The sequence below is a fragment of the Acinetobacter sp. ANC_7511 genome, assembly GCF_056779975.1.
Genome location: NZ_JBWYIY010000005.1, coordinates 154110 through 169793, shown reverse-complemented (window position 1 = coordinate 169793; position 15684 = coordinate 154110). Strand labels below are relative to the sequence as shown.

Sequence of the window (15684 nt, the reverse complement as noted above, 5' to 3'; positions counted from 1 at the left end):
CTTGACTATACAACACCCAAACAGTTGGTGTTGTGGTTCAAATCATGACAAATAACTTGATTTAGTTAGATAAAACGCTAAACTGCACAAACTAAAGCAACTCAAATAGCTGTTAATAACTTCTTTGACCAAGCAAAGGCACGCAAACAATATATGCGAATAAGACCCAAGCAAAGTCACAACAGTTGTGCTGGCGACAATAGCAAGAGTGAACCACCTGATCCCTTCCCGAACTCAGAAGTGAAACCTCTTAGCGCTGATGGTAGTGTGGGGTTACCCATGTGAGAGTAAGTCATCGCCAGCTCATTATTCTAAACACCCCCTTCAATACAAGGGGGTGTTTTTTTATATATATAAATTGAAATAAAGATATAAAAATAAAGGGAAATGGATCATATAACTTACTGATAAAGATTTTTATATAGTGAGGAACTAATAATATAAGCCTTCATCAAATCTTCATTGATCTGTCAGAGGAATGACACCATCATGCCGTTTAATCATGAGTCCTTAATTAAGTGATACATATGGATTTATGAACAAGACACTTTTAAGCACAGTGCTATTGTCATTTTTAGCCCTTAGCGGTTGTAATGATTCTGATGATAAGATCACCTCAGATCAACAAAATCAGATAAAGGAACCCACACTTGCTTCATTTGCAAAGCTTGATGTGGCTACCTATGCCGATGGACCAGATTCAGGACTTTATGTGAAAGGTGCAAACGGTATTTATCCGCCATTTAAAGGTCAGCCAGTTCAAGGATTTTCTGGGGCATTAAAAAATGCTGATGAAACGTATCTTGTAATGTCTGATAATGGATTTGGGGCACAAGATAACTCAGCAGACTATCTATTGCGCCTTTATAATATTTCAGTAGATTTTAGAACTGCTAAGACCAACTCAAATAACGTTAAAGTACTGTCTCATATACAGCTTCGTGATCCGAATAAGTTAGTACCGTTCAAAATTGTCAATGAGAGTACGCCAGAACGCCTTTTAACAGGTGCTGATTTTGATCCGGAATCTATACAGCGTGATAAAAATGGTGATATTTGGATCGGAGATGAATTCGGTCCATTTTTACTGCATTTTAGTGCTGATGGTGTCTTAAAGAGTGCTCCGATTGCATTGCCTCATCCTGAAAAAGAAGGAGAAGAGCTTCGATCTCCACAAAATCAACTTCATCAAAGTGCGGCTGAAATAGAAAATGCGCTCGTGCAAAGAAGTGGTGGATTTGAAGGCATGGCTATTTCTCCAGATGGTCAATATTTATATCCAATGCTGGAAAAACCATTAAGCAAGAATGCGCAAAGACATTTATTAATTTCAAAATTTGATATTTCTAAAAAAGCATATACAAATGACCATTACTATTTTGAGCTCGACCCTAAAGCAACAGCAATTGGTGATTTCCAGTTATTTACTCAAAATGAAGGTGTTGTGATTGAGCGTGATGATACTGAAAATAATATTGGTGGTTTTAAGAAATTAGTTCGAATACAACTGAATGAACCGAAGCAGTTGGTTAATAAGATGGACTTGGTCAATTTAATGGATATTGCGAATCCAAATTTATTGTATGGTACGCCACGTGAGGGCGATATTATGACGGGTGAGCGTTTCGGTTTTCCATTCTTTACCATTGAAGATATTGTGATTGAAGGACCTGATTTAATCACAGTGTTGAATGACAATAATTTTCCAGGTTCAAGTGGACGTAATGCAAAACTTGCAGATGATAATGAAATTATTCAGATTAAATTAGACAAAAAGTTATATTAATTGTTCAAGGCCTCATAGATTTTGATCTATGAGGTTTTTTATTAAATTAAGTGAAAAATATAATAATGAAATAAGTACTTTAATAAATTCGTATTTGAGCGAGATATCATCATTACTCACCAATAAAATGATGGAAACACTGATTTTCATAAGTCAAACTAACTTTGGTCTAATGCGATATTTAGATAAAAAGCCTAATTTTGATTGGATTTTAGACTAACGTTCAATTTTTATTAACACAGAATTATGTGAAATTTACCTCACAGACTTTAAGCACACGATTTTGATGCGTCGCTCACAACAATTAAATTCAAAGTTGGTTGGATCGTGCTTAAAGATTATTGAAATACGATCTCTCACAGGAGGTGAGGAATGTCACAGCAAGCAATGAACGTCAATAAAATTATTGACCATGCTAAATTCACACCATTTCACTTCAATGTTGTCGCTTGGTGTTTACTCATTATCCTGTTTGATGGTTATGACTTAGCAATTAATGGCGTAGTTTTACCATTATTGATGGATGAATGGGGTTTAAGTGCTGTTCAAGCAGGCATGCTCGCAAGTACTGCACTTGCAGGGATGATGTTTGGCGCAATGATTTTTGGTTCTTTAGCAGATAAGATTGGCCGTAAAAAAGTCATTATGATCTGTATTATTTTATTCAGTGGATTAACCTTTGCGGGTGGTTTTGCATCCAATCCAACTGAGTTCGGTATTTTGCGTTTCTTGGCAGGTTTAGGGATTGGTGGTGTTATGCCAAACCTTGTGGCTTTGACCTCAGAATATGCACCTCAAAAAATGCGTAGCACCTTGGTAACCACTATGTTTAGTGGTTATGCGGTAGGTGGTGTGATGGCTGCATTATTAGGTTCATGGTTTACACCAAGTTTTGGTTGGGAAATCATGTTCTTTATCGCAGGTATTCCATTACTTTTACTTCCAATTATTTGGAAATTCTTACCTGAATCTTTAACTTTCATCGTAAAAGAAAATCGTCAGGAAGAAGCTCGTCAAATCGTGGCGAAGATTGAACCTAAAGTAAAAGTTGAGAAAGATACAACTTTCGAGCTGGATCAAGTAGATGAGCCTGAATCGGCAACTGTTGTCAGCTTGTTCCGTCGTGGTCGCGCTGTAAATACATTGTTGTTCTGGGTTGCATTCTTTACATGCTTATTAACCATGTACGCTCTCAGCAGCTGGTTACCGAAATTGATGATGGCTGCGGGCTACTCAATGGATAATAGCTTAATGTTCATGATGGTCATGAATGTTGGTGCGGTAGTGGGGATCGTTGGCGGTGGTATCTTGGCAGACCGTTACCATTTAAAACCAGTATTGATGTTCTTAGGTTTAATGGGTGCGATTGTGATGAGCTTAATGGGCTTCCAGTCGAATATGCTGTTACTTTACATCTTGGTGTTCTTGGCAGGTGCTGCATCGATTGGTTCACAGATGTTGTTATATAGCTACGTAGCTCAGTACTATCCATTGGCAGTTCGTTCAACAGGGATTGGCTGGTCATCTGCGATTGGTCGTATGGGAGCAATTGTAGGTCCAATCTTGATTGGTGGCTTACTAGGGATGAACTTACCAGCGCATTTTAACTTTATGGCAGTAGGTTTACCTGTGTTGATTACCGCAATTGCAGTGGCTCTGATTATGAATGAAAGTGAATCTGAAAAGATTGGTTCAAGTCAGCCAAGTATTGCCAAAGCTTAAATAATTGAATGATTTAAAAGCCTCCGTAAGGGGGCTTTTTTATTAAAGTAGCAGGAGCTAATATAATGATAATATTTAAAATTATTATCATTGATATGGAAAAAGATTGGATAGATTATGTTGTGGCTTTAAGTAATACATTAACACCTTTGCTAGTTTTAGCATTAACTGGCGTTGGATGGCATATAAAAAATAATGTCGAAAAAAATACAGATTTAGAATTAAAAAATTTAGAACGCATTAAAGAGTTAGAAGATAAATTACATGTAGATAGAATTGAAACATATAATTTATTATTAGAGCCGTTCATCATTATGTTCACAAGTGATGCTATCTTTAATTCAGATCCAAAATATAAGGGAAAGACTAAGGATCAATTAAGTATCGGAAGAATGCTGAGTGTAGACTATCGTAAAATTGCTTTTAAGCTTTCATTAGTTGCTGATGATTCGGTAATTCGTGCTTACAATGCCTTGATGCAGCATGCTTATTCTTATAACAAGATGAAAGATAATTCCCCTGAGCATGTGTTAGTCCAAACATCAGTCTGGATTTCTTTGTTATCTGAAATGTTATTGGCAATTAGAAAAAGCATGGGTAATGCTTCGACTGAATTAGATAATTGGGAAATGATAGAATGGTTTATGTCTGATTCAGCAGAAATGAAAGACTTATATTTATCTACTCAAACTAAATGAAAAAACGAATTTTTCATTATGGAACAAGACATGAAACTTAACTCATTCTCCCCAATCCCTGACGATGATAGCGAACTTCATCTTCCTGAACTCATCTATTGGGCTTCATTAGGCGAAATCACAGAAGTTGAAACAGCTTTAAACAACGGAGCTGATGTAAACCAAATTGATGATGAAGGTTATAGCGCACTTCAAGCAGCCGCAGAGAATGGGTACTTAGATGTAGTACAACTGCTAGTCGCAAAAGGTGCAAATGTTGCTTATAAAGGTCAATTTACTGCATTAGAACTCGCTGAAATGGCAGGCGAGCAAGAAATCGTAGATTACTTAAAAAGTCTGTAAAACATACAAAATAAAACCCCTAAAAAGGGGTTTTAATCTTTTAAGACTGCGTCAATTCTTTATAAATGGCTTCATTAAATGCAGGAATATCATCAGGACAACGTGAAGTAATGAGCGGCCAACCGCCAGTATTACAACGATGCACCTCTTCATCGACCCATTTACCGCCTGCATTTTCTAAATCAATTTTTACTGACTTATAAGACGTCAGATTTTTATCTTTGATACGTTGCGCATCAATTAATGTCCAAGGCGCATGACAAATAGCTGCGATTGGTTTTTGATGGTCAGCAAAAATTTGAATCATTTTTTGAACCTGTGGATGAATTCGCAAGTTATCCGCATTCACCGTTCCCCCAGGAATAATCAGGATGTCATAGTCATTTGCGATGACTTCATCGAAGCTTAAATCAGGTTGAACTTGATCAGAAGGCTCTTGATCCCCAACCACAGTCTGAACAGATTTCTTTTCTTCAGCAGCATGATAGGTTTCAATCCCTTTTGATTTTAAAAATGCTAAGGGTTTGATTAATTCATCTTTTTCAACACCAAAATTTGCAGTAATAAATAAAGCTTTTGCCATGTTCACATCCTCAATCTTTAAAATTTTGTATGCAAGCCGTTTGCACTAGGCTATTCCGTATTGTAGGAACAGCATAAGTTGCTTGCACTTTGGAAATTACAGTCAGAGTTGTTGCGTGACACACTTTAAAACTAACAAATGGAATGCATGAAAGTGTTGTGAAAGCGAAAAAGCATGATGAATAATTGTTTTACAAGCGTGACAACGTGTAGTGTGCTTAAAAAATTCTACGTCTAAGAAAAAGAAAAGCCCATCTTCCTGATGGGCTTTTCTTCGTATCGGCTGCTTTTAGGTATAACTCCTGTCGTACCTCACGTCCTGATGCTCAAACTTATTATTGTTGTTTTTTGTTTGGGAAACTTCCTGTTTCCTGATGGTTTAAGAATAGTGCAGTGTCGTTGATATGCATAGCCGACAATGGAAGAGATGATTGTAGGAAAATGCTTACAAAACAATCTAAGTGATTCATTTATCGTTCAATAGATCAATTTAGCGTTGTAAATTTTCACGAATGAATTGATCACTGTATTTTACCAGCTGATCTAATGCAGGTTGCTCAACAGGGTAGTGCCCGCCATTTTGTAAACTCATCACACGATAAGGTACTTTCAACTGTTTCAAAACAGGTTGGCTCAATTTTAAAGGAGTCCATTGATCCTGTTCAGGTTGAGTCAGTAACACAGGTGCTTGATTAAACTGAGTCAAAGGATATGGTTTTTGGTAATGCATATAGCTGTTTAAAAATTCCACGCTCATGCTATTACCTGCAGATGTTTTGTCTGCCAACATGATGCGTAAGGCTTCAGGGTCATTGGTGAGTTTTGACATCTTTGAAACCAAGGACATAGGTAAGGTGATTTGCTTCAAAGGAGTATGCGCTACTGCTTTCATACTTGGCAAAAGAATAGGGCTTAGAGCACTAAAACGCATAGTTCCTTTTTGAACGTCTTTAAATTCTTGATCGAGAAACGTCATTCCGATGATGCCATCGACATGTTGATTCTGCATGGCCACATGTAGCGTGAGCATTCCACCTGCTGAGAGTCCATAAAGGAAAATAGGACGATCATCTTTTTGCGCTTGTTCGTTCACAAAATCATTGACCAATTTCACCCAATGATCATAACGAATTTCTTTTTTTGAAGGATATTGTGTCAGACCATAACCGGGTAAATCCAATGCGAAGGTTTCATACCCTTTTTGGGCAAGTGGACGCCCAAGAATTAAACTCATCTGACGACCATTTGTACCTACGCCATGTAATAAAATGACTTTGGCTGGCGCTTTAGTATTGGGATAAGCATCGACATGTACACGGTAATTATTCCAACTCCAGTAGTACTCATGTGGTTTGTTTTGGTCGTTGATACGAAATTTCGAAGGGAGCCTTTGTTGTAATTGTTGCCAAGCTGCTTGTTGCTGGTAAGACTGTGGAATTTTAGATTGAGTCCAAGCCAAATTAGAAAGTAATAAAGCCATCATAGTGGTAACGGTTGTGAGTATTATTTTGAGCACGATTAAACGCCTTTCATTTTTTTCAAACACTATAAAAATGAAAAGCAACTTTGTTTATTACCCAAATCATCAGTCGTAAAGGAATTGAGTCAATTGCTAAGCTCAAGTTGCTGAAATTAAATGCATATTATTTTTTGTTTAGATTTGGTTGTATGTTAAATGTACAGAAACAGGTCTTAGGTCATCAGTGATGAATAGAAAATTTAAGCAGTTGTATTTGATTGTTTTTTAATCAAGCAAGTTGAGTTGAATTCATGGTAAAATGATCGGCTTTCATCTTTGATCTAATTTTTGATCTTCCATCTGCCAGCCGAGAATTGCTAGCCATGTCTACTGCTTATACCGCTCAGACTGCGCCAAAAGCGTTGTTTGATTACGACAAATATTGGGCGTCTTGTTTTGAACCCGCGCCTTTTTTGCCGATGTCACGCGAGGAAATGGACCAACTCGGTTGGGATAGTTGTGACTTTATTTTTGTTTGTGGTGATGCTTATATCGATCATCCATCATTTGTAACCGGTATCATTGGCCGTGTGCTTGAAGCGCAAGGTTTCCGTGTTGGTATTATTGCCCAACCAGACTGGACGAATGTTGAAGCATTCCGTGTACTTGGTAAACCAAATATTGCTTGGGGCGTATCGGCAGGTAACATGGACTCTATGATCAACCGTTATACGGCTGACCGTAAGATCCGTTCAGATGATGCTTATTCTCCAGATAACCAACCGAATAAACGTCCTGACCGTGCAGCAACAGTCTATTGTCAACGTTGTCGTGAAGCGTTCCCTGATGTTCCTGTTCTGCTAGGCGGTATCGAAGGTTCATTACGTCGTATCGCGCATTATGACTATTGGTCTGACAAAGTTCGTCGTTCTATTTTAATGGATTCAAAAGCCGATCTATTGATGTATGGTAATGGTGAACGCTCAATCATTGAAGTGATGCACCGTCTAGCCAAAGGCGAAAAAATTACAGACATTACTGATGTTCGTGGTACTGCATTTATTATTAATAAGCATAACCGTGCAGCGAAAGCTAAATTTGTTGAGATCGCATCAAATGATGTCGATACCATAGGCCGTGTTGATCCAATCATCAATCCATATGTGATGACCGAAGATATTGATGGCTGTGAAATTGAGAAAGACAAAGGCAACAGCTTAACGCAGTATCAGAATTTCCAAAAAGAAGTGGTCAGCAATCCGATTGTTCGTGAAGGCGACAATTTGGATGCAGATACGCAAATCGTGCAGTTACAGCCATCATCTAAGGCGATTAAACATAAATTGCCACCACGTGAATTGGCTGTGATTCGTCTGCCTTCTTTTGAAGAAGTTGCCAATGATCCAGTGCTTTATGCCCATGCAAACCGTATTTTGCATCTAGAAACCAATCCAGGGAATGCGCGCGCACTCGTGCAGAAGCATGGTGAGCGTGATGTCTGGATTAATCCACCGCCAATCCCACTAACCACAGAAGAAATGGATTATGTGTTCGACTTGCCTTATGCACGTCTACCACATCCATCTTATGGCGATGCGCGTTTCCCAGCGTTTGACATGATCAAGTTCTCTGTGAACATCATGCGTGGTTGTTTTGGTGGTTGTACCTTCTGTTCGATTACGGAGCATGAAGGTCGAATTATTCAAAACCGTTCTGAAGAGTCGATCTTACGTGAAGTTGAAAAGATTCGTGATACGGCGCCGGGCTTTACAGGTATTATTTCGGACTTAGGTGGTCCGACAGCCAATATGTATCGTTTGGCATGTAAAGATCCAGAAATTGAAAAGAACTGTCGTAAGCCATCGTGCGTGTTCCCAGGTGTTTGTCAAAACTTGCATACTGATCACGCACCTCTTACGCAGTTATATCGTAAAGCTCGTGCTTTACCAGGTATTAAAAAGATTTTGATCGGTTCGGGTCTACGTTATGACCTTGCAGTATTGAACCCTGAATATGTCAAAGAATTAGTCACGCATCATGTCGGTGGCTACTTAAAGATTGCACCTGAACATACCGAAAAAGGCCCTCTCAATAAAATGATGAAGCCGGGTATTGGGACGTATGACCGCTTTAAGCAAATGTTTGATCGTTTTAGTAAAGAAGCAGGTAAGGAACAATATCTTATTCCTTACTTTATTGCGGCGCATCCGGGTACAACCGATTACGACATGATGAACCTTGCAATTTGGTTGAAAAAGAATGGTTTCCGTGCTGACCAAGTACAAACCTTCTATCCATCACCAATGGCAACTGCGACCACCATGTACTACACCGGTAAAAATCCGCTTGCGAAAGTGGCACGTTATACTGAAGATGTCGACATTGTAAAAGGTGAAAAACGCCGCCGTTTACATAAAGCTTTCTTACGTTACCATGATCCAAATAACTGGCCTTTACTGCGTGAAGCTTTGAAAGAAATGGGTCGTCAGGACTTAATTGGTAATTCTAAGCAACATTTGATTCCGACGTATCAGCCTCAGGGCACGGATGGTCAATATCAATCTGCACGTAAGAAAAATTCAACTGTTGCAGGTGATTCACAAAAACGTACGGGTCAAACCGCTAATCGTGGTCAATCACAAGGACAAAATAATCGTCCGAAGAAAGGCCAAATCTTGACACAGCACACTGGTTTGCCACCACGTGAAACTGGAGATCGCAAAAAACCTTTTGGCGAGGGGAAACCTAAGGGTAAATCCAAACCCAAGTCTCGTGCATAAATGATAATTTCTTTTAAAAGGACGCTGCGGCGTCCTTTTTTGAACATTTTCTATACAATATTTTCGATGATGCTCATTTTATCGGAATATTGGCCTTGATTTGGGTAAGTCTCTTTTTTATTTTAAAATAATCATTTAAATTAGTAGTTTAGTGAGGTTTTGAGTTTTTCATTTCAGGTGATATTGTATTATCTTCAAATGAAATTTTCATCATTGTCCAACAATTATGTAATAGTGTGATGTGGTTCATGTTTTAAACTATAGCCAATAAGTGCAGAACATGTTTAATATAAGCTTGGTCTGGAGCGCTTTTCACTTGGACTATGCGATGTTTAACATCAGCATAATGAAACAATAATAAAAGTTGTGTTTTTTGAAGTAGTTTAAAAAAGAAATTAACGATAAGAATTCAAATAAGGATACTAGTCATGGATATCATGATCATCGCGAGTGTGATCATACTCGCTGTGGTGTTGTTCATTGCTTATAAAGGATTAAAGCATCAACAACCCTCTGATAGCATGCTCCGTCAAAGAGCAGTGTTTAGCCCCTATCAGCAAGTAACTTTCAATCGTCTTAAAGAAATCATGCCAAATGCGCATATTTTGGCACATGTCTCTTTTGACGCCTTACTGACCACAAAGTTACCGCGTACACGCCGTAAATATGAGTCAATGTTTGCTGATTTTGTGGTGATGAATAAGGATTGTAAAGTTCTTGCCATTGTCAGTTTAGAAGATAAATTTTCATTCAAGCGTGGACATACTTTACAGTTTCAAAATGCATTACTTGAAACCGCGGGATACAAAGTGATCTCTTACCATGCTGTCCCAGAATATGTGCAGTTAAGACGTGATTTTTTGGATGAATACACTGAGGATATGCCAATTGAATGGGGAGATGAATCCGTGATTGAGCATAAATTAGAAAAGTATAGTGCTGGGCGATTGGCAGATATTCGCGCATTTAGCTAATCATCTTTGAAATAAAAAAGCATGCTCAGGCATGCTTTTTTTTATCAAGGTTTCGCGGCAATTACCGTTAGCTCAACAAGAACATCGGGATGATACAGTTTAGCCTCTACGCATGTACGCGGTAGAGCTTGAATATCAGAAACCCATGCATCCCAAACTTCATTGAATGCTGCATAATCTTTGTCAATATCTTTTAGATAAATTGTCACAGACATGATATGGCTTTTATCTGTACCTGCTTCAGCCAATAAACGGTCAATAATGTCAAAGGTTTGTTGTGACTGTCCACGAATGTCGAGAGACGTATCTTCTGCTAACTGACCTGCCAGATGAACGAAGTGACCAAAAATAGCAACCTCAGAAAAACGTTTTTGAACGTGTAAACGTTGAACAGACATAAAGCTCATCCCTTATAGATATAAATATAGATTATGAAATGCCGTATAGGATTTAGAAAGTATAGGGGAATTGGAACTATGAATTCGGTTTAATTGCTGTATCTCTGAAAGTTTATTTTTATGGGAGGAGATCAGAAATATTTGGAGGAAAAAGACATTGTAACCCATTCAGATTAGAGTGCCCTGTAATATTCGGATGGATTGTCACGCCAATCACAGGACAAATGTGTTAGATATAGGTCTTCTAACAACATCTCAGCAGACACATGGGTAAATGTATTGCGCGATTAGATTACTCTAAAAAGGAAAAAAAGGCGAAAAAAATTGACTTAATTTTGTTCTTTTGCATGAAAACTAGACGAAATTTACAATCCGAATAAATTGAGTTGCGTGTCTTGTTGTTTTTCTGAAAGTTGATACACCCCAACACCAATGAGTCTAAACTGATATTCATCAGGAATATTCATTTCCATTAACAATAATTTGAGTGCCAGTTGCAAATCCTCTATGTGATTGAAAGGTTGTTTAAAGCTTTTAGAGTGTTGTAAAACTTGAAAATTTTTAAGTTTGAGTTTGACGCTGATACCTCTAGCGATCATGTCCTTGTTTTGAAGATTTTGCCAAACACAAGAAAGCAGTGAAGTCCAAAATTGATCACATTGGTTTAAAAAAAGATCTTCATCAAACGTGGTTTCTTTGGAAATTTGCTGTCTTTGGCGTTCGCTTTGAACAGGTCGCTCATCGATCCCTTGAGCATAGAGAAATAATTGTTTGCCATATTTTCCGAAATGATGAGTGAGAAAGTTTTCTTCGACCTGCTGTAAATCCCCAAGTGTTTCGAGTTGCAAAGCTTTTAATTTTTCCTGTGTGACCTTACCTACACCGGGGATTTTTTTGAGTGGAAGATCATAGATGAACTGTTGCACCTGATTGGGTTTGATCACACAAATGCCATTCGGTTTATTCCAATCAGATGCAATTTTGGCTAAAAACTTATTTGGTGCAACGCCTGCTGAGGCGGTCAATCCAGTAAGCTGAAATATTTCATCACGAATATGCATCGCAACTTCAGTAGCGCTTGGGATCTGCTGTAAATTTTCAGTGACATCCAGATATGCTTCATCCAGCGATAAGGGTTCGATGATGCTGGTATGTTTTTGAAATATCTCATGAATTTGGGCTGACACATGTTGGTATTTAGAAAAATTTGGCTCAATGACGATCACTTGTGGGCAAAGTTTTTTGGCTTTTGTCATCGACATGGCCGAACGTAAGCCATACTCACGAGCTGGGTATGATGCTGCTGCAACGACGGCCCGTGGGTGATGAGATGCAATGACCACAGGTAAGTGTTGTAATTCTGGACGCTCTCTAAGCTCCACAGAAGCGTAAAAAGCATCCATATCGATATGAATTATCTTTCGCAAAATGTTCAATCAATCATGAGATGCCTTAATTTTAACCCATAATTAAGGCATCGTTGAGCTGATTATTGGGTATGCGTAAGGCTCCGTCAGTAAAGTCACCTTTCGACCTTGATGCTGTGCATGATCAATCACGAGTTGTAGGCTTTTCGGAGAATGATCTGCTATTCGTGGTAGAAACTCTAAAGGTTGTGAAAGTGGTTTAAAGAAATTGTCCCAATGAATTGGAATGACTTCTTTCGGTTGTAACTGATCAATGGTTTCAGCGAGATACTGCTGTTGAAACTCGGGTGATTGTTTTGAAAGCTGAGCAATTCCTAAAAACAAGACATCTACATTTAACTTTTGAAATTGATTAGGAAGCGTACCTGTGCTGGCTTTAACTAAAATTTTGTGATTATTGTGCTCAATCAAGTAGTCAAAGCTACCGCCTTCTTTAAACTCATAAAAACGTGCTGGCTGAGGCAGTGGATGCAGAATCTCTTCACCTAAATCATTGTTCACTGCTGTAGGTGGCGTATGTTGTGAGGGAATAGGCGTAATACGAAATGCACCCAATTGTAGTGCTTGAAAAGGCACAGCCAGTTTCAATTGATGCTCAGGCACTTTGCCGCCTCGTGCTATATTTAGTGTACTCAACGAACCAATGATGTGAGTTTTTGGGAGTGAACTTCCGAGCACTGAGATATCCAAAGCATGATCATAGTGACTGTGGGTCACCAATATGGCTTTGAGGCGTTTAAGTTCATGGTCCTGAATCATATTGTGAAGCAGTGCTTGATCACTGGAGAGGCGTTGTAAAGCAATGTTCATGAGAGATGGTCGAGTAAAAAAACCATCAATTAGAATTTGTGAATTACCATCATCAAATAGCAATGTGGAAACGCCAAAAAAGCGAACATTTAATTTTTGTTCACTGACGGGTTGGTCTATTTTAGCCTTCCATTGATTAAATTCGGAGAGCTTTCCTGATGGTTGCCATAAATAAAAAAACGCAGCCATGAGCGTGACAGCCAAAAGACCAATCACCGTTAAAATCCCTTTTTTAAGCGACATCATGTCATCCTTATAAAGCGTAACTCGCTTGCTTGAGCCCAGTTGCACTCTATTTTTAGTTAGATCTCTTTAGTTGTAACGTACTGACTCCTTAAGATTTATGGCTCAATTTGATTTAATTTTAGAAATTTTATCCAGTCGTTTTGATCGCCATTAAATACATTCAAATCCACTGGTGTAGAAATACCCTTAATTTTGCCTTTATTGGTGTATTGCCAAAAGATCCAATCTGGATTGTCTTTTAATTCAGGTTGAGAGGTGTATTCACGTACCCAGAGTGGGGTATCCGTAAAAGCACCCGCAAGTACGATGTTATAGAAGGCTTTAGAAACATAAAAGATAGGTTGTTTGCCATAATGTTGATGCAGCAAATCGTGCATAACATCGATTTCATATAACAGTTGTTCTTTGCTATAGGTATTGATGCAATTACTGTCGTATTCCAAATCAATGACTGGAGGAAGGGCATCTTCTTTACGTGGCACAGAATCAATGAAATTTAATGCCTGAACTTTCCCATCACGGCAAAGTCGATAGAAATGATACGCTCCGACTTTAAAACCATGCTCGCGTGCTTTGAGCCAATGATCCTGAAATTTTCGATCTTTAAAGTCGCCACCTTCTGTCGCTTTGAGGTAGACAAATTGATATTCCTTTTTGGGAATTTGTGACCAGCGAATTTCTTTTTGATGATGTGAGACATCAAATCCTTTGATTGGATATTCTTGAGCTGTTGCTGGTTGAAACGGCAAAAAGAAAAAGCTCAATAATCCGACCATGAGTGCGATCAGGGCTGCACCTAAAAGGGAAGTCCACAAGATAATCTTCTGCGAATAGATATGCTGCTTATTTTTTGAATTCATGAGCACTTAAAGTTTGGTGCAAAATATAATTAATATCATAACGCGAATAAACGGAAATGGTAGTGACAGTATCTAGAATCCATATCCATTAGTCATCATCCATTTCTTTCGGAATTTTCCAAAAAATAAACATGGTAATAATGTTAATTGAGCCCATTAAAATTAAGGTCCATTGGAAGGCCTGTTGCATTTGTGCAGTACCAAGATAAGCGGTGAATACATTGACCAGTGTACCTGCAAGCGCTACACCAATACTCATAGATACCATCATAATCATCGAGAGAAAACTGTTACCACTACTAGCATCTTGTTGAGGCAAATCCTTTAAGGTTAGCGTATTCATAGAAACAAATTGCAGTGAGTTCAACATACCAAAAATGAAGAAATGTAATGTTCTTAGCCATAAAGGTGTTTCGGCTGAGGTGAGGGCAAAACTTGCAATACATAAGCCAATAAGGCAGGTATTGACTAATAACACCCGACGATACCCAAATCGTTGAATAATTTGGCGAATGATCGGTTTTGATGCCAGTGAACCCAATACCGTTGGAATCATAAGTAAACCGGTAATAAATGGTTCAAAACCAAAAGCAACTTGTAGCATTAAGGGGATAAGAAAAGGCATCGCATTGCCGCCTAAGCGGGCAAAAAAGTTGCCTACAATACCAATCGCGAAAATTTGATTTTTGAATAGTTTCCCACGAAATAGAGCATTTTGGTGGGTATGGGCATGCACCATGTACCAAGCACTTGCAGATAAACCAAACACAATAAGAACAATACTCCACCATAGTGGAAGATAGGGGCTAGCAAAATTTTCAATCCCTAAACTTAAGCCAACCATCGCGATGACTAATAACAAGAAGCCAAAAAAATCAAATTTAGCAACATGGGTCTCGGTCACATTTGGCATGGCTTTAAATGTGAGAAAAACTCCAATGAGTCCAATAGGAATATTAATTAAGAAAATCCACTCCCAAGTCACGTACTCCACTAGCCATCCGCCAAGAGTAGGACCGATTAAGGGGCCAATCAGACCTGCAAGACTCATCAGAGACATGGCTGCAAGGAATTGGGTTCTAGGAATGATTTTCAACATTGCAAGACGCCCAACTGGCAGCAGTAAAGCACCTCCAATCCCTTGAATCACTCGGAAAAATAAAAGCTCATTTAAATTAGAAGAAAATGCACATCCGAGCGATGCCAAAGTGAAAATGATAATTGCAGAAAAATAAACATTTCGGACACCAAATCGGTCAGCCAGCCAACCACTGAGTGGAATACAGGCTGCGACTGACAATACATAAGCCACCACGACACTATGCATGTGTAGAGGATCTTCATTGAGGTGATGAGCGATTGCAGGAATCGCAGTATTGATAATAGTTGTGTCTAGACCTTGCATAAAAAAGCCGATCGAGACCAAAAACACCAATAATCTAAACTCAGGCTGTAAGGGTTGGTGTGCTGTGCTGCTCATCTTGTAGGATCATATTAGTAAGTTAATATTTTAAAACTGTTTCTCAGTATCACTTGTGGTTTATTTACGAAGGATTTGCAACAAAATTGCAATCTAATGGTCACAGCATTGTCATCGCAT

13 protein-coding genes and 1 rRNA gene are annotated in these 15684 nt (G+C 38.6%); 7 read left to right on the top strand and 7 right to left on the bottom strand.

What is annotated here, in order from left to right; all coding sequences use genetic code 11:
* Window positions 1-189 precede the first annotated feature (189 nt).
* The 5 genes from rrf (at window position 190) to AC1M9L_RS05040 (ending at window position 4548) form a co-directional block, all read left to right on the top strand.
* Window positions 190-304, top strand: a 5S ribosomal RNA gene (rrf, locus tag AC1M9L_RS05060).
* A gap of 231 nt (window positions 305-535) precedes the next feature.
* Window positions 536-1786: an esterase-like activity of phytase family protein gene (locus tag AC1M9L_RS05055; protein WP_481591512.1), complete on the top strand. Its 1251-nt coding sequence runs from the start codon at window positions 536-538 to the stop codon at window positions 1784-1786.
* A gap of 372 nt (window positions 1787-2158) precedes the next feature.
* Window positions 2159-3508, top strand: coding sequence for an aromatic acid/H+ symport family MFS transporter (locus tag AC1M9L_RS05050; RefSeq protein WP_092767403.1), 1350 nt, complete (start codon window positions 2159-2161; stop codon window positions 3506-3508).
* 65 nt (window positions 3509-3573) lie between these two features.
* Window positions 3574-4206: a hypothetical protein gene (locus AC1M9L_RS05045; protein ID WP_213032612.1), complete on the top strand. Its 633-nt coding sequence runs from the start codon at window positions 3574-3576 to the stop codon at window positions 4204-4206.
* 30 nt (window positions 4207-4236) lie between these two features.
* A complete protein-coding gene (locus AC1M9L_RS05040) occupies window positions 4237-4548 on the top strand; it encodes an ankyrin repeat domain-containing protein (RefSeq protein ID WP_092767432.1) in 312 nt (103 codons plus the stop codon).
* A 40-nt stretch (window positions 4549-4588) separates the two neighbouring features.
* Here the strand turns inward: AC1M9L_RS05040 and AC1M9L_RS05035 are convergent, their stop codons facing one another.
* Together AC1M9L_RS05035 and AC1M9L_RS05030 are read right to left on the bottom strand one after the other, a co-directional pair.
* Window positions 4589-5131 (bottom strand): type 1 glutamine amidotransferase domain-containing protein, encoded by a 543-nt coding sequence (locus tag AC1M9L_RS05035; protein ID WP_481591511.1) that lies wholly within the window; start codon window positions 5129-5131, stop codon window positions 4589-4591.
* A gap of 489 nt (window positions 5132-5620) precedes the next feature.
* Complete coding sequence (locus AC1M9L_RS05030; protein ID WP_481591510.1) at window positions 5621-6646, bottom strand: alpha/beta hydrolase; 1026 nt, start codon at window positions 6644-6646, stop codon at window positions 5621-5623.
* A 326-nt stretch (window positions 6647-6972) separates the two neighbouring features.
* Between AC1M9L_RS05030 and AC1M9L_RS05025 the strand changes: the two genes are divergently transcribed.
* The gene (locus tag AC1M9L_RS05025; RefSeq protein WP_035268131.1) at window positions 6973-9369 is read left to right on the top strand and encodes a YgiQ family radical SAM protein; all 2397 of its coding nucleotides are present in this window, start codon (window positions 6973-6975) and stop codon (window positions 9367-9369) included.
* A 428-nt stretch (window positions 9370-9797) separates the two neighbouring features.
* Window positions 9798-10343: a DUF2726 domain-containing protein gene (locus AC1M9L_RS05020; protein ID WP_092767397.1), complete on the top strand. Its 546-nt coding sequence runs from the start codon at window positions 9798-9800 to the stop codon at window positions 10341-10343.
* 44 nt (window positions 10344-10387) lie between these two features.
* Here AC1M9L_RS05020 and AC1M9L_RS05015 read toward each other — a convergent pair whose 3' ends face one another.
* The 5 genes from AC1M9L_RS05015 to mdtD form a co-directional block, all read right to left on the bottom strand.
* A complete protein-coding gene (locus tag AC1M9L_RS05015; protein WP_481591509.1) occupies window positions 10388-10741 on the bottom strand; it encodes a RidA family protein in 354 nt (117 codons plus the stop codon).
* A gap of 365 nt (window positions 10742-11106) precedes the next feature.
* Complete coding sequence (dinB, locus tag AC1M9L_RS05010; protein ID WP_481591508.1) at window positions 11107-12168, bottom strand: DNA polymerase IV; 1062 nt, start codon at window positions 12166-12168, stop codon at window positions 11107-11109.
* A gap of 42 nt (window positions 12169-12210) precedes the next feature.
* Entirely contained in the window at window positions 12211-13221 is a 1011-nt protein-coding gene (locus AC1M9L_RS05005; protein WP_481591507.1) for an MBL fold metallo-hydrolase, read from the bottom strand.
* A 98-nt stretch (window positions 13222-13319) separates the two neighbouring features.
* Window positions 13320-14084, bottom strand: coding sequence for a glycoside hydrolase family 25 protein (locus tag AC1M9L_RS05000; protein ID WP_481591506.1), 765 nt, complete (start codon window positions 14082-14084; stop codon window positions 13320-13322).
* A gap of 88 nt (window positions 14085-14172) precedes the next feature.
* Entirely contained in the window at window positions 14173-15564 is a 1392-nt protein-coding gene (mdtD, locus tag AC1M9L_RS04995; protein WP_179998909.1) for a multidrug transporter subunit MdtD, read from the bottom strand.
* Between the last annotated feature and the right edge of the window lie 120 nt (window positions 15565-15684).